The sequence below is a fragment of the Mesorhizobium sp. B1-1-7 genome (assembly GCF_006442705.1).
Classification (GTDB): domain Bacteria; phylum Pseudomonadota; class Alphaproteobacteria; order Rhizobiales; family Rhizobiaceae; genus Mesorhizobium; species Mesorhizobium opportunistum.
Genome location: NZ_VFWQ01000009.1, coordinates 308295 through 326745, shown reverse-complemented (window position 1 = coordinate 326745; position 18451 = coordinate 308295). Strand labels below are relative to the sequence as shown.

Annotated in this window: 22 protein-coding genes; 10 read left to right on the top strand and 12 right to left on the bottom strand. The window is 63.8% G+C overall.

What is annotated here, in order from left to right; genetic code table 11:
* A partial coding sequence (locus tag FJ978_RS17995) for a WYL domain-containing protein (RefSeq protein WP_140573142.1) occupies nt 1–358 on the top strand: 358 nt, incomplete at its 5' end.
* Nucleotides 359–406: 48 nt separating this feature from the next.
* Here FJ978_RS17995 and FJ978_RS17990 read toward each other — a convergent pair.
* The 3 genes from FJ978_RS17990 to FJ978_RS17980 all read right to left on the bottom strand — a co-directional run bounded on the left by FJ978_RS17990 (nt 407) and on the right by FJ978_RS17980 (nt 2965).
* On the bottom strand, nt 407–1102 hold the full coding sequence (locus tag FJ978_RS17990; protein WP_013892620.1) for a DUF1013 domain-containing protein: 696 nt from the start codon (nt 1100–1102) through the stop codon (nt 407–409).
* A 443-nt stretch (nt 1103–1545) separates the two neighbouring features.
* Complete coding sequence (locus tag FJ978_RS17985) at nt 1546–1686, bottom strand: DUF1127 domain-containing protein (RefSeq protein WP_013892619.1); 141 nt, start codon at nt 1684–1686, stop codon at nt 1546–1548.
* A 268-nt stretch (nt 1687–1954) separates the two neighbouring features.
* Nucleotides 1955–2965: an NAD(P)H-quinone oxidoreductase gene (locus tag FJ978_RS17980; protein WP_140573141.1), complete on the bottom strand. Its 1011-nt coding sequence runs from the start codon at nt 2963–2965 to the stop codon at nt 1955–1957.
* A 122-nt stretch (nt 2966–3087) separates the two neighbouring features.
* On the opposite strand from FJ978_RS17980, the gene FJ978_RS17975 reads away from it, so the two are divergent.
* From FJ978_RS17975 to FJ978_RS17965, 3 genes are all read left to right on the top strand, one after another.
* The gene (locus FJ978_RS17975; RefSeq protein WP_023763713.1) at nt 3088–3282 is read left to right on the top strand and encodes a DUF1192 domain-containing protein; all 195 of its coding nucleotides are present in this window, start codon (nt 3088–3090) and stop codon (nt 3280–3282) included.
* Nucleotides 3283–3372: 90 nt separating this feature from the next.
* Nucleotides 3373–4620, top strand: a complete 1248-nt coding sequence (locus FJ978_RS17970; RefSeq protein ID WP_013892616.1) for an MFS transporter — start codon at nt 3373–3375, stop codon at nt 4618–4620.
* 31 nt (nt 4621–4651) lie between these two features.
* Nucleotides 4652–4915 carry a metalloregulator ArsR/SmtB family transcription factor gene (locus FJ978_RS17965; protein ID WP_023763711.1) on the top strand — a complete coding sequence of 88 codons (264 nt, stop codon included), beginning with the start codon at nt 4652–4654 and terminating at the stop codon, nt 4913–4915.
* 113 nt (nt 4916–5028) lie between these two features.
* Here the strand turns inward: FJ978_RS17965 and FJ978_RS17960 are convergent, their stop codons facing one another.
* Nucleotides 5029–5685, bottom strand: a complete 657-nt coding sequence (locus FJ978_RS17960) for a glutathione S-transferase family protein (RefSeq protein ID WP_140573140.1) — start codon at nt 5683–5685, stop codon at nt 5029–5031.
* A gap of 97 nt (nt 5686–5782) precedes the next feature.
* The gene (locus FJ978_RS17955; protein WP_140573139.1) at nt 5783–6619 is read right to left on the bottom strand and encodes an alpha/beta hydrolase; all 837 of its coding nucleotides are present in this window, start codon (nt 6617–6619) and stop codon (nt 5783–5785) included.
* 91 nt (nt 6620–6710) lie between these two features.
* Here FJ978_RS17955 and FJ978_RS17950 point away from each other — a divergent pair, with 91 nt between their 5' ends.
* The 3 genes from FJ978_RS17950 to FJ978_RS17940 all read left to right on the top strand — a co-directional run bounded on the left by FJ978_RS17950 (nt 6711) and on the right by FJ978_RS17940 (nt 8159).
* Entirely contained in the window at nt 6711–7232 is a 522-nt protein-coding gene (locus tag FJ978_RS17950; RefSeq protein ID WP_013892612.1) for a helix-turn-helix domain-containing protein, read from the top strand.
* A gap of 76 nt (nt 7233–7308) precedes the next feature.
* Entirely contained in the window at nt 7309–7542 is a 234-nt protein-coding gene (locus FJ978_RS17945; RefSeq protein WP_013892611.1) for a hypothetical protein, read from the top strand.
* Between the two features lie 185 nt (nt 7543–7727).
* Complete coding sequence (locus FJ978_RS17940) at nt 7728–8159, top strand: heme-binding protein (protein WP_140573138.1); 432 nt, start codon at nt 7728–7730, stop codon at nt 8157–8159.
* Between the two features lie 26 nt (nt 8160–8185).
* Here the strand turns inward: FJ978_RS17940 and FJ978_RS17935 are convergent, their stop codons facing one another.
* From FJ978_RS17935 to FJ978_RS17920, 4 genes are all read right to left on the bottom strand, one after another.
* Nucleotides 8186–8587 carry a hypothetical protein gene (locus tag FJ978_RS17935; RefSeq protein ID WP_013892609.1) on the bottom strand — a complete coding sequence of 134 codons (402 nt, stop codon included), beginning with the start codon at nt 8585–8587 and terminating at the stop codon, nt 8186–8188.
* 258 nt (nt 8588–8845) lie between these two features.
* Nucleotides 8846–9805, bottom strand: a complete 960-nt coding sequence (locus tag FJ978_RS17930) for an agmatinase (protein ID WP_140573137.1) — start codon at nt 9803–9805, stop codon at nt 8846–8848.
* A gap of 251 nt (nt 9806–10056) precedes the next feature.
* Nucleotides 10057–10239 carry a 50S ribosomal protein L32 gene (gene rpmF, locus FJ978_RS17925; protein WP_008834724.1) on the bottom strand — a complete coding sequence of 61 codons (183 nt, stop codon included), beginning with the start codon at nt 10237–10239 and terminating at the stop codon, nt 10057–10059.
* A gap of 141 nt (nt 10240–10380) precedes the next feature.
* Nucleotides 10381–11142, bottom strand: a complete 762-nt coding sequence (locus tag FJ978_RS17920; RefSeq protein ID WP_031249896.1) for a transglycosylase domain-containing protein — start codon at nt 11140–11142, stop codon at nt 10381–10383.
* A 96-nt stretch (nt 11143–11238) separates the two neighbouring features.
* Here FJ978_RS17920 and FJ978_RS17915 point away from each other — a divergent pair, with 96 nt between their 5' ends.
* The 3 genes from FJ978_RS17915 (at nt 11239) to FJ978_RS17905 (ending at nt 15398) form a co-directional block, all read left to right on the top strand.
* Nucleotides 11239–12138: a polyprenyl synthetase family protein gene (locus tag FJ978_RS17915; protein WP_246678161.1), complete on the top strand. Its 900-nt coding sequence runs from the start codon at nt 11239–11241 to the stop codon at nt 12136–12138.
* Nucleotides 12139–12193: 55 nt separating this feature from the next.
* Nucleotides 12194–12949, top strand: coding sequence for an SDR family oxidoreductase (locus tag FJ978_RS17910; RefSeq protein WP_140573135.1), 756 nt, complete (start codon nt 12194–12196; stop codon nt 12947–12949).
* 109 nt (nt 12950–13058) lie between these two features.
* Entirely contained in the window at nt 13059–15398 is a 2340-nt protein-coding gene (locus FJ978_RS17905) for a response regulator (RefSeq protein ID WP_140573134.1), read from the top strand.
* Nucleotides 15399–15416: 18 nt separating this feature from the next.
* Here the strand turns inward: FJ978_RS17905 and FJ978_RS17900 are convergent, their stop codons facing one another.
* From FJ978_RS17900 to ispG, 3 genes are all read right to left on the bottom strand, one after another.
* On the bottom strand, nt 15417–16169 hold the full coding sequence (locus tag FJ978_RS17900; RefSeq protein ID WP_181176755.1) for a Stf0 family sulfotransferase: 753 nt from the start codon (nt 16167–16169) through the stop codon (nt 15417–15419).
* A 90-nt stretch (nt 16170–16259) separates the two neighbouring features.
* Nucleotides 16260–17114 (bottom strand): lytic transglycosylase domain-containing protein, encoded by an 855-nt coding sequence (locus FJ978_RS17895; protein WP_140573132.1) that lies wholly within the window; start codon nt 17112–17114, stop codon nt 16260–16262.
* 5 nt (nt 17115–17119) lie between these two features.
* The gene (ispG, locus tag FJ978_RS17890; RefSeq protein WP_140573131.1) at nt 17120–18373 is read right to left on the bottom strand and encodes a flavodoxin-dependent (E)-4-hydroxy-3-methylbut-2-enyl-diphosphate synthase; all 1254 of its coding nucleotides are present in this window, start codon (nt 18371–18373) and stop codon (nt 17120–17122) included.
* Nucleotides 18374–18451 lie beyond the last annotated feature (78 nt).

The following is an 18451-nucleotide window of genomic DNA, read 5'->3' as shown; positions in this document are numbered from 1 at the left end:
GATCCACACGCCGATGTGGGTGGTCAGCGACGCCGCCCGCGAGGCGATCGACCTGATCGAGCGCGCGGTGGAAAAGCGCCAGGTGCTGACCATCGACTATTCGGACGAGGCAGGGCGCGGCACCGCGCGCGATATCCGGCCGCTCGGCCTGTGGTTCTGGGGCAAGGTGTGGACGCTGGTCGCCTGGTGCGAGATGCGCGACGATTTCCGCGCGTTCCGCATCGACCGCATCGCCTCGGTGGTCATCGCCGGCCGCATCTTCAAGCCGGAGCGCGGCAAGCAGCTCGCCGACTTCTACCGCGCGGTGGAACGCAGCGAGGACTACGGCATGGCGCCGGACCGCGCCGCGCGAAACTGACAAAAAAGCCCGCTCGAAGCGGGCTTTTTGTCGTCATGTTGCGGGCGCTCATTCCTCGTCGCCGGAATCCTCATCCTTCGACTTCAGTGCCGAGAGCTTGGCGAACACGGCGTTGGCATCGAGTTCGGCGTCCTCGTCCTTCGGCTTCTCCGGAGCCGGCACCAGCCGCTCGGTCAGGGCCGCCGGCAGCAGCGTGTCGCCGACCGGCTGCGCCTGTTCGCGGCCACGCGAAGCGCGGTTGACCTCCATGTCGAGGTCGATCTGCGAGGCCAGGCCCAGCGTCACCGGGTCCATCGGCTGCAGGTTGGCCGAATTCCAGTGCTTGCGTTCGCGGATCTGCTCGATCGTCGACTTGGTGGTGCCGACGAGGCGCGAAATCTGCGCGTCCTTGAGTTCGGGATGGTTGCGCACCAGCCACAGGATGGCATTCGGCCGGTCCTGGCGCTTCGACAGCGGCGTATAGCGCGGGCCTTTGCGCTTGGATTCGGGCACGCGAACCTTGGGGTCCGAAAGCTTCAGCCGATGGTTGGCATCCTTCTCGGCGCGCGCGATCTCGTCGCGGGTCAGCTGGCCGGTCATGATCGGGTCCATGCCCTTGATGCCTTGCGCCGATTCGCCATCGGCGATTGCCTTGACCTCGAGCGGATGCAGCCCACAGAACTGCGCGATCTGCTCGAAGGAGAGCGCGGTGTTGTCGACCAGCCAGACGGCGGTCGCCTTGGGCATCAGCAGCGTATTGGCCATTTTTAAAAATCCTTCTCGTTCGCCCGCGTTCCCGCGCGGGCGGTGGTTTAGAGCCACCAAAATGGGAAATTCGCGGCCTGTATAACCGTTCCCTGCCTGTTTCGCAACGTTTTTGGATACACTCGCCGGAAACCGCGAACTGGAGGCTAACGGAACGGCTCGGCGCCCTTGAGCAGCGCCACCGGCTGGCTCTGCTGGCGCGTTTCGGTCTTGGCGCCACCACGCCGTCACGCGGCAACCGCCTGCCAAAGTGTCATGCCGAAAACTGAGGTCAAGCCTGCCGCCGCCGATATCGCAAAACGGCTGGCCGGCCGCTTTCTCGGCCCCAAAAGACAAAACCCGCCGGACAGTGTCCAGCGGGTTCGGAACCGGAGACGGGTAACGTCTCGACGGCTCTACTTCCAGGCGTAGGCCCGGCCCTGTGGCCGGGTCACGCTTTGAAGTCAGATCGCCTGACGGGCGATCCGTTCGATGTCGCCACGGTTGATGCCGAGGTCGCTGAGCTGACGCGCGTTGAGGCGGTTCAGTTCACGCACGGTCTCGTTGTACATACGCCAGTTACGGAAAGCGCGGATCGGGTTCATGGTAGTCCTCCAAATGGGGTGTTCGTTTCGATGATGCTCAAATAGTCATCATCGAGGGCGACTTGAATGGCTGATTTTGCATAGCAATGATGCAAATGCTGCATTGCAGCATTAAGCTCTTGTTCATCTTGTAGGCAAGCGCGTGCCGCGCTGACTCAGGACGCAGAGATACCGTCAGGCCGGCATCACCGAATGTCGATACGCCCTAGTGCATGTCGCCCAAAAACGACCCCGGTTTTGGGAGAACGACATGCATAAAAACAAAGACCTAGCCAACGTCGAGCACGATCTTGCCGATATGCTCGCCCTCTTCCATCCGTTCGTGCGCGCGCCAGGCTTCGCTGAGCGGGAAGATCATGTCCATGACGGGAGCAACCTTGCGTGTGCCAAGCAGGGGCCACACCTGCGCTTCGAGCGCCGCCGCGATCGCCGCCTTGAATTCGACGGTGCGCGGCCGCAGCGTCGAACCCGTATGGGTCAGCCGCTTGACCATGATCTTCGAAAAATCGGCGCTGGCGATGGCGCCGGCCTGCACGGCGATCTGGACGATGCGGCCCTCGACCGCCGCGGCCTCGTAGTTCCGCTGGACATAATCGCCGCCGACCATGTCGAGGATGACATTGGCGCCCTTGCCATCCGTCGCCTCCTTGACCGCCGTGACGAAATCTTCCTCGCGATAGTTGATCACCCGGTCGGCGCCGAGCCTCAGGCAGGCGTCGCACTTCTCCTTGCTGCCGGCAGTGGTGACGACATAGGCGCCGAAGGCCGAGGCAAGCTGGATCGCCGTGGTGCCGATGCCGGACGAGCCGCCATGCACAAGCAGTGTCTCGCCCTTTTTCAGGCCGCCGCGTTCGAACACATTGTGCCAGACGGTGAAGTAATTCTCCGGCACCGCCGCCGCTTCGGTGTGGGTGAAGCCGGCCGGCAGCGGCAGCACACTGCCGGCATGGACCTTGACATATTCCGCGTAGCCGCCGCCCGGCGTCAGCGCGCAGACCCGGTCGCCGATGCGCCAGCGCGATATCTCGTCTCCAAGGGCGGCGACTTCACCCGACGCCTCCAGGCCCGGCAGGTCCGATGCGCCGGGCGGCGGCGGATAGGCGCCCTTGCGCTGCTGCACGTCGGGCCGGTTGACGCCGGCGGCATGCACCTTGATCAGGATCTCGCCGGGACCGGGCTGCGGCACGTCGCGCATTTCCGGCTTCAGCACCCGTGGGCCGCCCGGCTCCGAAATCGCGATCGCCGTCATCCTTGCCGGAATTTTCTGTCCGCTCGCCATGAAGTTTCCCGTCTTTCCTCGCCGCATTCTTACCGGCTGTTTGCATCGACACCCCCGCCCTATGTATGCTCATTGCCAAATCAGGCAAATGGCCAATCTGGTGTGGCGGAGGAGGAGCAACTATGGCGATCTTCGACGACGAACCCAAGAAGAAGGCGCGCCCGCACGAGATCGGGCAGGATCTGGCGCTGCTGTCCGTCGGTGAACTGTCGGAACGGATCGGCATCCTGCGCGACGAGATCGCCAGGCTGGAGGCGGAGCTCAAAACCAAGGACAGCACCAAGTCGGCGGCCGAGGCACTGTTCCGCCGCGGATAATCCGTCAGCGGCACGGGCCGCCGCTGAAAAGCCCGAATGCGACTGTCTTCAAACCCTGTCACCCGTTCCAGTGTCCAGCCGGATCAAAAAATGCTTGCATCCTACAGACCGATCCTTTCCCTGCTTCGCGGCACCGCCTTCCTGCTGGCGGCATCGGGGCTGCACGGGCTGCTGCTGCCGCTGCGCGGCCAGGTGGAGGGCTTCTCGACCGCATCGCTCGGCTTGATGGGCACGGCCTGGGCAGGCGGCTTCGTCACCGGCTGCTTTTTCGCGCCGCGCATCGTGCGCCGTGCCGGACATGTGCGCGCCTTCGGCGCCTTTGCCGCTTCCGGTGCCATCGTGGCGCTGCTCACCGGTCTCATCATCGACGAATATGTCTGGATCCTGCTGCGCGCCTTCACCGGCTTCACCATGGCCGGCGCCTTCATGGTCATCGAGAGCTGGCTGAACGAGAAAGCCACCAACGAGAACCGCGGCACCGTCTTCGGCCTCTACATGATGGTCACCTATGCTTCGATCATGGGCGGACAGATGATCGTCGCCGGCGGCGACGTGAAGTCGGCGTCGCTGTTCATGATCACCGGCATCCTGTTCTGCCTGTCGCTGATCCCGACCGCGGTGTCGACGGCGTCGCACCCCAAGCCGCTGCAGGACGTCAAGCTCGACGTCAGGGGGCTCTACGCCAACTCGCCGGTCTCCGCGATCGCCTGTCTATTGATCGGCATCGCCAATGGCGCCTGGGGCACGCTCGGTGCCGTCTATGGCGCCCGCATCGGCATCTCCACGGCGGAGATCGCCTTGATGATGAGCCTCGTGGTCGTTGCCGGCGCCGCCATGCAGCTTCCCGCCGGACGCCTGTCCGACAAGACCGACCGCCGTTTTGTGCTGGCGGGTGCCGCCTTCGGCGCGGCGCTCGTCGCGCTCATGATCTTCCTGTTCGAACCGCGCTCCGGCGTCTTCGTCATCGTCTTCACCGCAGCCTACGGCGCCTTCGCCTATACGCTCTATTCGATCGCCGTCGCGCACGCCAACGACCACGCCCGGTCGGAGGACTTCGTCAAGGTATCGGGCGGGCTGCTGCTGCTCTACGGCTTCGGCACCATGATCGGGCCGTTGCTGGCAGCGGCCCTGATGGGCTGGATGCGTCCGGAGGGCCTGTTCCTGGCAACCGCCTTCGCCCATCTCTGCCTGGGCGGCTACACGCTGCTGCGCATCAGCCGCCGCGCCCCGGTGCCGATCGAAGGCCGTGACGCCTTCAAGACCCAGCCGGCCGACCGCTCCGTGACGCCGGAAGCACTGCGTCTTGACCCAAGAAGAAAAGCAGAAGCAAGCAGTTGAGATTCGAAAGACTTTGCCCCACAAATAAGCGATGATGTTTTCCGATGCCTTCATGGCGATCGCCGACCCCAATCGGCGCCACCTTCTGGAAGAACTTCGACGCGGCCCGAAGACCGTCAACGAGTTGGCAGCCGGGCTGCCGGTTTCACGCCCCGCCGTCTCACAGCATCTGAAAGTTTTGCTCGACGCCGGTCTGGTCCATGCCAAGGCCGAAGGCACGCGGCGTGTCTATACGGTAAGCAACGCCGGCTTCCTGAGGCTCAACATCTGGCTCGATCAATTTTGGGAAGCTTGATTTTTTGATGTGCTGGATGGCTTCTCATCTTTCTCAGCCGGCCGGCCATCCGCCGCCGCGCCGGATCGGCAAGCGCCTGGAACGTCAGGTCGAGCTGGGCGGGATCGTGGCGGTCAGCCGTTGTTGTAGGGGAAGAGCTGGAAGTAGGGCTGCGCCTCCTCGATCACCCTGACGAAGGCGGGGCGCTGCAGCAGGCGGTCATGGTAACGCTTCACCGCCGGATACTTGTCGCCGAACGGCTCGACCTTGTTGGCATAGAAGAGCGCCGGAGAGGCCGCGCAGTCGGCCATGGTGAAGGCATCGCCCATTGCCCAGGCCTTCGACTGCATCTCCTGCTCGACGATGGCGTAGGAATTGCGCAGCTGGGCGCGCGCCTCTTCGACGCCGAACGGATCGGTCTTGTCCTGTGGCCGCAACCGGTCGCCGACGATCTTCTGCATCGGCTCCTGCACATAGAAATCATAGAAGCGATCGGCCTGGCGGACCGCCAGCGCCTGGTCGATATCGGCGGGAACGAGTTCGACCGGCCCGGGATAGTGCGCGGCCAGATATTCGACGACGATTGTCGATTCCAGCACCGTGCGGTCGCGCGCATCGTCGCGCAGCGCCGGCATCTTGCCGGTCGGCGAAATCTTCAGGAAGGCTTCGCGCGAGTGGGCATCGCCGAGATCGACGATGACTGGCGTAAAGGGCGTGCTGTTCTCGTAAAGCGCGATCAGCGGCTTCCAGCAGAAAGAGGCCAGCGGATGGAAATGAAGCGTCAGGGACATTCTTTTCTCTTCTGTTTTGGCTTTTCTCGTCTGTTTCTGGTTCATCGGTGACCGGATGTTGCGTCAGGCCTGGTCCGTCAAGGCTCACCCGGAAGTCTCAGTTGGATCGGATATGCGCGACAATGGCGGCGGCAATCGCCGGCCAGTCTTGCGGATGCAACTCGTGGCCGCCGCCTTCGACACGAAGCAGTTTAGCGCCGGCGACCGCCTTGGCCAGCGCCTCGCCATGCTCCACAGGAAAGATCGGATCCGTCGTGCCGTGGATGACCAGCAGCGGCGCCGTCATCTCGCGCAGGCGGCCGTTCCATTCGTCACTCCCCTTCAGCAGGAAGTGATTGGTGGCGCTCAGGAAACCACCGGAACGGTCATAATCGCGTTCGATAAAGTCTCTCATTCCGGCCTCGTCGAAGGGATGCGCCGTGCTGGCGATCGCCCTGGTATCCCGGACCATGAAATCGAGCACCTGGCCGCGATCCGACCAGTCGACACCAGCGCCCTCGGCCGAATGCTCGGCGTAAGCATCGCTCATATGCGGCAGATGCGAGGTGTCCATGCCCATCGGCGAGCTGCTGATCACGATCAGCGACGCGACACGGGAGGGATGCCTGAGCGCCACGCGTTGCGCAATCATCCCGCCCATCGACATGCCGGCGACATGCGCTTTGCCGATGCCATGGCTGTCGAGGACACCGATCGCATCATCGGCCATGTCGTCGAATGTGTAGGGCGGCTCGCCGGGCGGATATTTGGTCGAGCGGCCGGCATCGCGATTGTCGTAGCGGATCACGTAGAGGCCGGCATCGGCGAGTTTCCGGCAAAGCGCCTCCGGCCACCAGAGCATCGAGGCCATCGCGCCCATGATCAGCAGCAGCGGAGGATTTTCAGGGTCACCGAAAGCTTCGGATATGATCTCCGGGCGATTGATCGTCGTCATCGTATGGCCTCCTATCTGATTGCATTTTGCAATCGGTTGCACGATAATAAAACTGATACGATAATGCAACCGGTTTTGTGGAGAGAATCGAATGAGCCTCGATCGCCGGTCCGGCTGTCCGATCAACCTGTCGCTGGAAGTGTTCGGCGACCGCTGGAGCCTGATCATCCTTCGCGACATGATTTTCGGCGGCAGGCGCCATTTTCGCGAATTGCTCAATGGATCGATGGAAGGCATCGCCTCCAACATCCTCGCCGACCGGCTGAAGCGCCTGATGGAATTGGGCATGCTGACCAAGGCCGACGACCCCTCGCACAAGCAGAAGGCGATCTACAGCCTGACCGAGATGGCCATCACGCTGGTGCCGATCCTTGCCCATCTCGGCGCCTGGGGTCGCGTCTGGCTGCCGACCAGCGAGGAATTGTCGATCCGCGCCGAGCTTCTGGAAAAGGGCGGACCGCCGATGTGGGAAAAATTCATGGACGAGTTGCGCCATGAGCACCTCGGCAAACCGGCCGTCCCGACGGCCGGGCCATCCGTGCGGGCGACCCTGCAAGCGGCCTATGAGGCCGTCGTCGCCAGCAAGGCGCACGCCGCCAGCCCGGCCGCGTGACCAACTATTTTCCCCGTTGAGAGGTCGCCTCTGCTACAAGAGGCGGAAAACGCACTTTACGGGATTGGACAGGCTGTTGGTTGAGAACTCCAGGGATACGGCGCGCGCGCGCGCCGATCTGCGCTTCAAGAAGCAGGAAGAAGCAGCGACCGTCCGCCAGAAGGCGATGGCGGAATATGTCGCCGAGAGCGACGCCCGCAAGGCCAAGACCGACAAGCTGCGCGCGCTGCGGCTCGCCAAGGAAGCCGAAGACCTTGCCAACGCGCCGGCAGTGCCCGCCAAGAAGCCCGCCCGCGCCAAGAAAAAGTAACGCACGACACCGCCGGCAGCTTCGACTTGGTCTGAACCGGGCCATCGTCGATCGCGTATCGATACCATCTAGCTGCACGGCGCTGTCCATCACACCGCTTCACGAGAAGCAATTTCAACCGAAAGCGGGATTGCTTCATCCGGCTGGCGGCCGAAAATTGACTCATTTCAAAACAGGAGACTGCAATGACCGCACTGTCGCTGGAAAAAGCCAATGAGATCATCGCCGCGGCCTTCGCCAAGGGCGCCGATCTCAAGCTCAAGCCGCTTGGCGTCTCGGTGCTCGATGCCGGTGGACATCTGGTCGCCTTCCAGCGCCAGGACGGCGCCTCGTTCCTGCGCCCGCAAATGTCGGCCGGCAAGGCCTATGGCGCGCTGGCCATCGGCATGGGTTCGCGCAAGGTCGAGGCCTTCGCCAAGGAGCGCCCGCATCTGGTGGCCGGCATCTCCGACGTGTCGGGCGGACGCGTGCTGCCGGTGGTCGGCGGCGTGCTGATCCGTGACAAGGCCGGTGCCATTATTGGCGCCGTCGGCATTTCCGGCGATACCTCGGACAATGACGAGGCGGCGGCCATCGCCGGCATCGAGGTAGCCGGCTTCACCGCCGATCCTGGCTGAGGCGCCGGCTCTAATTCAGGTTCCGGCTAATTCAGGTTGATGTCCCGGCTGGCCGACCGCATCGACACCGCGAATCCGGCCAGCACATCGAACAGCGCGATGATCATCAGCGTGAAGAAGATGGAGTGCGCCGCGCCCTTCACCAGCAGGAACTCGACCAGGAAGGCGACGAAGACCAGCGTCGACAGGAGATGGTCCATGATCGAAGCGCTGGTGGTGCGCGCCGACTTCACCATTTCGAGGAACAGGAAGATCAGCCCGATCAATATCATCAGGTCGCCGAGCGTCATCGAGAACACCCCGCCCGACATCATGCGGAACGAGAACACCTCACTCGCCCACGGATCGTCACCGCCGCCGAAAATTCCGAGCAGTCCGAGATTGTAGAGAATGAAAGGCACGATCAAGAGCGGGACGGCACCGAACATCTGGCGTCTCCATATGGGGGCATCTTCTGTAGAATGCGCCGCAGGCACGCCGTCAAGATTTTTCGTGCAAAGCCGCAAACACGGTCGAAGACCGGATGCAACAACCCTGTCAGCCGGTTGTCCGGCTGGCAGGGTTTCGGTTCTAGAGCATTTCACCGTTTCACGGAAACGGCGAACCGCTCTATCTCTTTGTTTTTACGCAATTCCGGACGGAAAACCGTGTCACACTTTTCCTGGAATTGCTCTAGCGCTTGATTTTCAATTTTGGCGCTTGAATTGACCGGCGCGAACGGCGGCGCCGATGACATTGAGGATGATGTTGCCTGCCGTCATCGATGTGATCTCGTTGATATCGCGTGCCGGCGCGATCTCGACGATGTCGACGCCGACCACTTCTCCCTTGGCGAACAGCCCCTTGATCAGGTCGATCGTCTGGCGATAGGTGACGCCACCCGGCGACGGTCCCTCCACCGCCGGCATAATGGCCGGATCAAGACCGTCGGCGTCGATCGTGAGGTAGTAACGGCCGCCATCGGGAATGCGCTCGAGCAGGGCCGCCGTGCCGATATCCTGCCACTGGCCAGCGGTGATGATGTTGGAGCCGTAGGCGCGCGCCGCTTCGACTTCTTCCATGCGGGCGCTGCCCTGGCCGCGAATGCCGAGCTGGAAGATCGCGTCGATATGCGCCATTTCGGATGCCCGTCGGATCGGGCTGGAATAGCCTTCCTTGACGCCGTTGACATTGTCGCGCCAGTCGAGATGGGCGTCGATCTGCACCAGCGTGATCGGCCCCTCGCCATCGAGCGCCCGGAAGATCGGGATCGGAATGCCGTGGTCGCCGCCGATGGTGATCGGCAGCGCGCCGGCGGCACGTATCTTGCGGATCGCCGCCTCGGCTCTGGCGTAGTGCCCGGTGGAATCGGACGCTTCGCCCGGCACGTCGCCGACATCGACCACCTTGACGTCCTGCCCGTCGAACAGGGTACCGCCAATGTCGAAATCATAGCGATCGAGCCCAAGGCTGATACGCTGCGAGGCACGCCGCACCGCGGTCGGCGCATTGGTCTGGTCGTTGATGGTCTCGTCGATCGTATAGGGCGCGCCGTAGGGCATGCCGATGATCGCGACATCGGCGCTCAGCGTGTCGAGGTCCTCGACCAGCGGAAAGTCCAGGAATGTCTGGAAGACGGTGCGCGGCGTGACGGTCAGTTTGGACATGGGGTCTCCTCTGTTGCCTCGCCTTCGTCATCACCCGCGGCTCGAGCGGTCGGGGTCTCGCGTGTTTCCAACCACATGAAACGGCGGCGACGAAAGCGTTCAAACCCCGGTACAGCAAGGTCACTCCGGTGGGTATCGCCACCGACCGCCTTGCCCTTGGCATAGGTCATGCCGGCCCGGACACCTGCAAACGCAAAAAGACCGGCCACTGGCCGGTCTTTTGGAACCAAAAACCTTGGGAAAAGCTGGTCTCAGCTTTCCTTGGGGGTCAGCACCTGGCGACCGCGATACATGCCGGTCTTCAGGTCGATGTGGTGCGGGCGGCGCATTTCGCCGGAATTCTTGTCCTCGACATAGGTCGGGGCCTTGAGGGCGTCGGCCGAGCGGCGCATGCCGCGCTTGGACGGAGAGGTTTTGCGTTTCGGAACGGCCATGGATATGCTCCACTACATGGTCAAAAGCCCCGCCCGCCCTCGTGAAAGGGCCATGTCGGGGCCTAAATCTGAGAAAGTCGGGTGCCTATACACGCCTGATGCTGTTTTGGCCAGCGCTGCCGTGAATTTTTTTGAGCAAGGCTACCGGAGACAACCGACATAGGCGCCGGAACGGCCGGCCCTGCGTTCGATCAGATTGGCAAGCCTTCTCAGGCCCGGTCCGGGTTTCGCCGGGTTGCGGGCGATCGGGTTTGGCAGTGTGACGGCCAGAAGTGCCGCCTGCCGTCTGGACAGCTGTTTTGCCGAAACGCCGAAATGGTGCTGCGCCGCGGCCTCGATGCCGTAGATGCCCGGCCCCCATTCGGCGATGTTGAGATAGATCTCCATGATGCGCCGTTTCGACATCACCGCGTCGAAGTAGACGGCCAGCGGCAGTTCGACGACTTTGCGCACCGAGCCCAGCGGCCGCGACCACAGGAAAAGGTTCTTCACCGTCTGCATGGTGATGGTCGAGGCACCGCGCGTCGCCTCGCCGGCCAGCGCGTCGTCGACGACGCCGCGCAATTCGCCGAGATCGACGCCGCGGTGGAAGCAGAACTGCCCGTCCTCCGACATGATGACCGAATGGGCCAGCACCGGCGCGACATCGTCGATCGACACCCAGCGCCGGTCATAGCCGGAGAATGTCGTCAGATCCTTCAGCATCAGCGTCGACACCGGATGCACGAAGGGTGGCAAGTAAAGAAAGGTGAACACCACCGGGATGAGCGCCAGCACGGCGGCCACGACGATGCCGCGCCGGACCCAGCGCCTGAGACTGCGGCGGTTCACGCCGCGCGATCTCGGCGCCATGTCCAGCTTTTCGGTTTCATGATCGACGATCGGTTCCGCCAAGCCGCCCAACCCGTGCTTCTCCCTCCCCCGGCATAATGGCGCTTGCCTTCTTGCGCAACGTCTGAGTGTCGGCTACCGCTCCCGGCCATGACGAATGACGACGAAATGGCGTTCGAAATGGCGCTCATCCGGCGAGCGGCCGCCGTCGAGGTGCTGCTGCGGCGGCTGCTCGACGACCGTCCGCTTACGGGTGAGATCGCGCGGCCTGGCCGTCTGATGGCGGCGATGCGCCATGGCGTGCTGAACGGCGGCAAGCGCCTGCGCCCGTTCCTGGTGATGGAAAGCGCGGCGCTTTTTTCAGCCGATGGCGAGGCGGCGCTGCGCGTCGCCGCGGCACTTGAATGCGTACACTGCTATTCGCTGATCCATGACGACCTGCCGGCGATGGACGACGACGATCTGCGACGTGGCCAGCCGACCGTCCACAAGGCCTTCGACGAGGCGATCGCGATCCTGGCCGGCGATGCCTTGCTGACGCTGGCCTTCGACATCATTGCCGGCGAGGCGACCATGCTGCCGGCCGAGCGGCGGGCTGCCCTTGTGCTGGCGCTCGCCCGCGCCGCCGGGGCCGGCGGCATGGTCGGCGGCCAGACGCTCGACCTCCAAGCCGAGCGCACGCCGCCGGACGAAGCCGGCATCATCCGGCTGCAGGCGATGAAGACAGGCGCGCTGATCCGCTTCGCCTGCGAGGCGGGCGCCATCATTGCCGGCGCTCCGGCCGAAGACCGCGAGCGGCTGGCCGAATTCGGCTCGGCCGTCGGCCTTGCCTTCCAGCTTGCCGATGACCTGCTCGACCTGACGGCCGACGCCAGCCAGATGGGCAAGGCCACCGGCAAGGACGCCGCCGCCGGCAAGGCAACGCTGGTGGCGCTGCACGGGACGAACTGGGCGCGCAGCCAGTTGCACGGGCTTGTCGAGCAGGCGCACGCATTGCTCGAACCCTATGGCGAGAACGCAGCCTTGCTGAAGGCCGCCGCCACATTCGTCGCGACGCGGAACAACTGACGGGCGGCCGCCAATATCGGGACCGCATGGCGAGAACCAACGGAGATCAGCGTAGATGTCATCCAATCTGTTCGATCTCGCCGGGCGCAGGGCGCTGGTAACCGGCTCCTCGCAAGGCATCGGGTTCGCTTTGGCCAAAGGGCTGCGCCAAGCCGGCGCCGTGGTGATCCTCAACGGCCGTGACGCGGAAAAGCTCGACGCCGCGGCAGCGCAGATCCCCGGAGCGGAAACGCTCGCCTTTGACGCCACCGACCACGACGCGGTCCGCTCCGCGATCGACAGTTTCGAGCTGTCAGGCGGGCCGATCGACATATTGGTGAACAATGCCGGCATGCAATTCCGCACGCCGCTCGAGGACTTTCCCGCCGACGCGTTCGAACGCCTGCTGCAGACCAATGTCGCCAGCGTCTTCCATGTCGGCCAGGCCGTCGCCCGGCACATGATCCGTCGTGGGCGCGGCAAGATCATCAACATCGCCAGCGTCCAGACGGCGCTTGCCCGCCCCGGCATCGCGCCCTACACGGCGACCAAAGGCGCGGTCGGTAATTTGACCAAGGGCATGGCGACGGACTGGGCCAGGTTCGGCCTGCAATGCAACGCCATCGCGCCCGGCTATTTCGACACGCCGCTGAATGCCGCACTGGTCGCCGACCCGGCATTCACCGAATGGCTTGAAAAGCGCACGCCGGCCGGCCGCTGGGGCAAGGTCGAGGAGTTGGTCGGGGCCTGTGTCTTCCTCGCCTCCGATGCCTCGTCCTTTGTCAACGGCCATATCCTCTATGTCGATGGCGGCATCACGGCATCGATCTGATCTCGCTTCTCCGTTGTCGAGCAACTCGCCGGTCCGCGCGAACGAAATCTTAATGTAAATGAAGCGTAATCCCGACCATTAAAATAATGCGTATGTGTTGGGGTTGCGCATGCCGGAATATTCTTCCTTCATCCGATTGGTCCGGATTCGTTATCTTTCAGGATTGTTGGCCTTCGCGCTGGCTTCGGCCATCATCATTTTCGCGCTCAATCGCGTCAATTCCTTCCGCCATGAGGTCGATGCGCTGAGCGCCAATCTCGTGATCTTCACCCGCGACCTGCGCAACGCAACCAGCTTCTCCGAGACAACCAGCTCCGCCTGGCGGGCAGAAACGCGCGATGCCCTGACCACCGCGGCGCGTGGCCATTCGGAGCGCCTGACCGGCGAGATCGAAACGCTGAGCGCGCAGCTCGCCGCGATCCGGTCCCGCCTGTCCGCAGGGACCCTCAACGAGCTCGAAGCGGCCTCCGTCAACGGCGACCTGTTCTGGTCGCCGCGCGACATGGTGCGCAACTTCAACCTGATGTCGGTGGCGCAAAAGACCGACGAATGGAGCTCCCGCGAAATCCGCAACCAGAACGATCTGTTCGTCCAGCCCATGCTGGTCCGCGTGCGCACCGCCATGGATGAAGAGCGTCACCTGGCCGATATCGCCAGCGACCGGCTGCTGCTCTGGGCGAGCGGCCTTTTGTTCGCGGTCCTGGCCGTCGTCGCCTTCTGGATCTTTCGGCCGATGGAACAGGCGATCCGCCGCGCCTTTGCCCAATCGGCCGAATCCCTGTTCAAGGCCGAGGCCGCCGACCGCGCCAAGTCGGAATTCCTGGCCAATATGAGCCACGAGATCCGCACGCCGATGAACGGCGTGCTCGGCATGGCCGAACTCCTGGCCAAGACCGAACTGACCGCTCGCCAGAAGACCTTCACAGACGTCATCGTCAAATCGGGCAACGCTCTGCTCACCATCATCAACGACATTCTCGATTTCTCCAAGATCAATGCCGGCCAGTTGACGCTGGACCCCGCCCCCTTCCGCCTTTCCGAAGCGGTCGAGGACGTGGCGACGCTGGTATCGGCGCGCGTCGCCGAAAAGAACCTCGAGCTGATCGTGCGTGTCGACCCGCGCCTGCCGGCCTATGTCGTCGGCGACGCCGGCCGATTCCGGCAGATCGTCACCAACCTGGTCGGCAATGCGGTGAAGTTCACCGAGAAGGGCCATGTGCTGATCGATGTCGGCGGCGAGACCGTCAACGGCGTCGTCCAGCTCAAGCTGCGTGTCGAGGACACCGGCATCGGCATCCCGGCCGAGAAGCTTCAGAACGTGTTCGAGAAATTCGCGCAGGTCGACGGATCGTCGACCCGCCGTCACGAAGGCACCGGGCTCGGACTTGCCATCGCCGCCCGTCTCGTCGACCTGATGGCCGGCAAGATCGGCGTCGAGAGCGAGATCGGCCGCGGCTCGGTGTTCTGGTTCGCGGTGCCGCTGCCCCTTCACACTGCCCAGGCGCGCGACGAGATCGTGCCGGTGGACGTCACCGGCGCACGCGTGCTGGTCATCGACGACAATCCGGTCAACCGCGAGATCCTGCTCGAACAGCTGAGGAGCTGGAGCTTCGACTGCGCCGCCGCCGAAAGCGGCGCGGTGGGACTGGCCTTCCTCGACCGCGCCTACCAGCTGGGTGCCGCCGTCGACTGCATCATCCTCGACTACCAGATGCCCGGCATGAACGGTGCCGACGTCGCGCGGGCCATTGCCGCCGACAGCCGGCTGTCGGCCATCCCTATCGTCATCCTGACCTCGGTCGACCAGGTCGATTTCGGCAAGATGATCATCGACTTCGGCATTGCCGCGCATCTGACCAAGCCGGCGCGCTCCGCCGTTCTGCTCGGCACCGTCATCTCGGTCATCCAGAAGGCTCGCTCCCAGGTCGGCAAGGCGCAATTCACGCGCGAGCCTGTCCAGCCTCAGCCCCAGGCGGCACCGCTTCCCTTCACCGTCATCCGTGGCCCCGCCTTGCCCATGGTTCCGGCGCCGGAATCGACCGCCACGCCGAACGGGCCGATCGACATCCTCATTGCCGAGGACAATGACGTGAACCAGCTTGTGTTCGGCCAGATCCTCAACGGCCTGGGCCTCAGCTACCGCATCGCCGGCAATGGCCGCACGGCGGTCGAGATGTACCGGTCGCTGCGTCCCAGGCTGATCCTGATGGACGTCTCGATGCCCGAGATGAACGGCTATGAAGCGACCCTCGCCATCCGGGCGATCGAGACCTCTTCAGGCGGCCACATCCCGATCATCGGCGTCACCGCGCATGCGCTGAAGGGCGACCGGGACAAATGCATCGAGGCCGGCATGGACGACTATCTGCCCAAGCCGGTTTCACCCGATCGTCTCGGCGCCAAGATCGGCACATGGCTGAGCGAGACGGTGGTGGCCAAGACGGCCTGAGCACCCTCCATCGACACCTCAGACGGCTGCGTCCACATGAAAGCGGCGCATCCAGTCCAGGCTTGTCTCGTCGGAGAGCTTTGCGACGCCTGGCCGCACCTCCTCGGCGTCAGGCGCTTGAACGCCCAGGGCTTCGCAGATGGCTAGCAACGCCGCGGCCGGATCGGCGGAAAGGCGCTCATAGGCTACCCGCAACGGGGTGACGCCGTGTTTTGCGAACCATGTGTTCCAGGCCGCGTCATACGCTTCAAGCTCGATGAGCTCGCCCTTGATCCGCTGGAAATCATACCGAGGTTGCCCGGGAACTCCGACCCTCTCGATCTCGGTTCCGTCGGGCGCGACATGCCAAAGGCCGGTCTGCTGCGCCTTGACCAGCGAGACAGCCTGCGCCAGCTTGTCCTCGCGCGACAGGTGTATGTATAGGATACGGCCAAAGGCCTTTCCGAAACGCGCTGTGTCCGACCCAAGCCCAGGGAAAATCCTGTCGAGGATCGCCGAAAGCTCATCCAGGTTTTCGCGCATCAGGCGCAGGCCGAAGATATCTGTCCCGCCCTTCCCTGCGGCGATTGCCGCCTTGAGATAGGCAACACTGAATTCGAGCTCATCCATCGTCTCGCGGGCTGGCAGTTTCCACTCCTGCGCCCACTCCGGCAAATCCTGCCGCCGGTAGAAGGAGTGAGGATCGCCTGACGTCCCGGTGGAGGCCAGCAGCTTGCACAGCAAAGTGCTCCCGGTTCTCGGCGTGCCGCAGATAATATAGGCGTCGAACATGTGGCTGCCCCGGTCCTGTTTGAGGCAGGGGAAGCCCAGCCAATCGATCGCCGCCTATAGTCGAAATTGTTGCTGGATGCGACGGGTCGGCTATCGGTTGCGCACCACCACGCAGGCTCCGCCGACGCTCTGCAGTTTCTGGCAGATGAGATTGGCGTCGGCGCGGTCATTCACCCCGATCCTGACGGCGTAGATGCCGCGCCGGCCGATCGGCGTGCGCACACGGCTCACCACCGGATCATGGCCGCTGAGCAGGGCCGGGAAACGGCCTCTCACCCGCAGCCACTGGCCGATCGCCGCGCTGCGGCGGAAATTGCCCGCCACCTGGACGCCCCACGGCTTGACGTTGATCGAGGCCATCGCCACGGTCCTCGACATGATCACCGGCAGCTTGCGGCAGGCGGCGGCAAAATCCGTCTTAGCGTCGAGAGGCGCGATCTTGCCGGCATAGGCGCGGTCGGTGAACTTGTCGACCGGCTCGCCCATGACGTCGAAGACATAGCTCTCGGTCTCCATCGGCAGAAAGCCGCCCGAACCCAGCCAGCGCGACACCCGGCTTTCGCCGGCATTGTAGGCGGCCGCCGCCAGGCCGAGATTGCCGTAGCTGACTTTCATTTCGGCCAGGTATTTCGCCGACGCCGGGATCGCCTGGTTGATGTCGAAGGAATTGGCGAGCCCGCGCATCTTGGCGGTGCCCGGCATGAACTGGGCGATGCCTTCGGCGCCGACGGGGCTCACGGCGTTGGGATCGAACCGGCTTTCCTTCCAGATCAGCCGGGCGAAGAAATCCCGAGGCAGTCCGTTCTGGTCGGCATGGGCCTGGATCAGGTTGCAGACCTTGTCGATCAGCCTTTGCTTGGCCGATTGCGGCGGGTCGGCCTGAACCAGCGTCGACCAGGCCAGCCCGCACAGGGAAATCAGCGTCACCCAGAGGAAACGCTGCATTTGCCCTACTCTGCCGCGGCCTTGCCGCCGCGACCGAACCTCTGCTCGATATAGTCGGCGACCATTTTCTCGAAATCCGATGCGATCGACGGCCCCCGCAGCGTCGCCGCCTTCTTGCCGTCGACGAAGACGGGAGCCGTCGGCGTTTCACCGGTGCCGGGCAGCGATATGCCGATATCGGCATGCTTGGATTCACCCGGACCGTTGACGATGCAGCCCATCACCGCGACCTTGAGGTTCTCGACACCGGGATATTTTTCACGCCACACCGGCATGTTCTTGCGCAGGTCCGCCTGGATGTTCTGGGCGAGTTCCTGGAACACGGTGGAGGTGGTCCGGCCGCAGCCGGGGCAAGCGGCGACGATCGGCACGAACTGCCGGAAGCCCATGGTCTGCAGCAACTCCTGCGACACCTGCACCTCACGCGTGCGGTCGCCATTCGGCTCCGGCGTCAGCGAGATGCGGATGGTGTCGCCGATGCCTTGCTGCAAGAGGATGCCCATCGCGGCGGACGAGGCGACGATGCCTTTCGAACCCATGCCGGCTTCGGTCAGGCCGAGATGCAGCGCGTGGTTGGAGCGGGTGGCAAGTTCGGTATAGACCGCGATCAGGTCCTGCACGCCGCTGACCTTGGCCGACAGGATGATCTTCTCGCGCCCGAGGCCGATCTCTTCGGCCATCTCGGCCGACAGGATCGCCGACTGCACGATCGCCTCGCGGGTGACTTCCTGCGCGGTCAGCGGAAAACCCTTGTCCTGGTTGTCGTCCATCAGCCGGGTCAAAAGCTCCTGGTCGAGCGAGCCCCAATTGACGCCGATGCGCACCGGCTTGTCGTGTTTGATCGCCATTTCGACGATGTCAGTGAACTGCCGGTCCCTCTTGTCCTTGAAACCGACATTGCCCGGATTGATGCGGTATTTGGCCAGCGCCTCGGCGCAGGCCGGATGGTCGGCCAGAAGCTTGTGGCCGATATAGTGGAAGTCGCCGACCAGCGGCACGTTGATGCCAAGCCGCAGCAAGCGCTCATGAATGCGCGGCACGGCGGCCGCACTCTCGTCGCGGTCGACGGTGACGCGCACGATCTCGGAACCGGCGCGGTGCAGCGCCGCGACCTGCGCGACCGTCTGGTCGATGTCGGCGGTATCGGTGTTGGTCATCGACTGCACGACGACCGGCGCGCCGCCGCCGACGACCACGCCGCCGACATCGACGCCGACCGAGGTGCGGCGAGGGAAGGGAAAGGAAAAATATCCGGTCATGCCGGCAGCCTTTTGTCTCTGAAGCCCCATGCGTCCACTTGGACGCACGAACGCTCCCCGGGGCCGATACGCTGAAGT

Bases quoted from the DNA above. Each gene is read 5' to 3' on its own strand.
- FJ978_RS17915 (WP_246678161.1), top strand. From the start codon at position 11,239: ATGGCGTTCGAAATGGCGCTCATCCGGCGAGCGGCCGCCGTCGAGGTG.
- FJ978_RS17895 (WP_140573132.1), bottom strand. From the start codon at position 17,114: ATGCAGCGTTTCCTCTGGGTGACGCTGATTTCCCTGTGCGGGCTGGCC.
- FJ978_RS17965 (WP_023763711.1), top strand. From the start codon at position 4,652: ATGATGTTTTCCGATGCCTTCATGGCGATCGCCGACCCCAATCGGCGC.
- rpmF (WP_008834724.1), bottom strand. From the start codon at position 10,239: ATGGCCGTTCCGAAACGCAAAACCTCTCCGTCCAAGCGCGGCATGCGC.
- FJ978_RS17900 (WP_181176755.1), bottom strand. From the start codon at position 16,169: ATGTTCGACGCCTATATTATCTGCGGCACGCCGAGAACCGGGAGCACT.
- FJ978_RS17905 (WP_140573134.1), top strand. From the start codon at position 13,059: ATGCCGGAATATTCTTCCTTCATCCGATTGGTCCGGATTCGTTATCTT.
- FJ978_RS17970 (WP_013892616.1), top strand. From the start codon at position 3,373: ATGCTTGCATCCTACAGACCGATCCTTTCCCTGCTTCGCGGCACCGCC.
- FJ978_RS17990 (WP_013892620.1), bottom strand. From the start codon at position 1,102: ATGGCCAATACGCTGCTGATGCCCAAGGCGACCGCCGTCTGGCTGGTC.
- ispG (WP_140573131.1), bottom strand. From the start codon at position 18,373: ATGACCGGATATTTTTCCTTTCCCTTCCCTCGCCGCACCTCGGTCGGC.
- FJ978_RS17910 (WP_140573135.1), top strand. From the start codon at position 12,194: ATGTCATCCAATCTGTTCGATCTCGCCGGGCGCAGGGCGCTGGTAACC.
- FJ978_RS17930 (WP_140573137.1), bottom strand. From the start codon at position 9,805: ATGTCCAAACTGACCGTCACGCCGCGCACCGTCTTCCAGACATTCCTG.
- FJ978_RS17935 (WP_013892609.1), bottom strand. From the start codon at position 8,587: ATGTTCGGTGCCGTCCCGCTCTTGATCGTGCCTTTCATTCTCTACAAT.
- FJ978_RS17940 (WP_140573138.1), top strand. From the start codon at position 7,728: ATGACCGCACTGTCGCTGGAAAAAGCCAATGAGATCATCGCCGCGGCC.
- FJ978_RS17975 (WP_023763713.1), top strand. From the start codon at position 3,088: ATGGCGATCTTCGACGACGAACCCAAGAAGAAGGCGCGCCCGCACGAG.
- FJ978_RS17960 (WP_140573140.1), bottom strand. From the start codon at position 5,685: ATGTCCCTGACGCTTCATTTCCATCCGCTGGCCTCTTTCTGCTGGAAG.
- FJ978_RS17985 (WP_013892619.1), bottom strand. From the start codon at position 1,686: ATGAACCCGATCCGCGCTTTCCGTAACTGGCGTATGTACAACGAGACC.
- FJ978_RS17980 (WP_140573141.1), bottom strand. From the start codon at position 2,965: ATGGCGAGCGGACAGAAAATTCCGGCAAGGATGACGGCGATCGCGATT.
- FJ978_RS17955 (WP_140573139.1), bottom strand. From the start codon at position 6,619: ATGACGACGATCAATCGCCCGGAGATCATATCCGAAGCTTTCGGTGAC.
- FJ978_RS17950 (WP_013892612.1), top strand. From the start codon at position 6,711: ATGAGCCTCGATCGCCGGTCCGGCTGTCCGATCAACCTGTCGCTGGAA.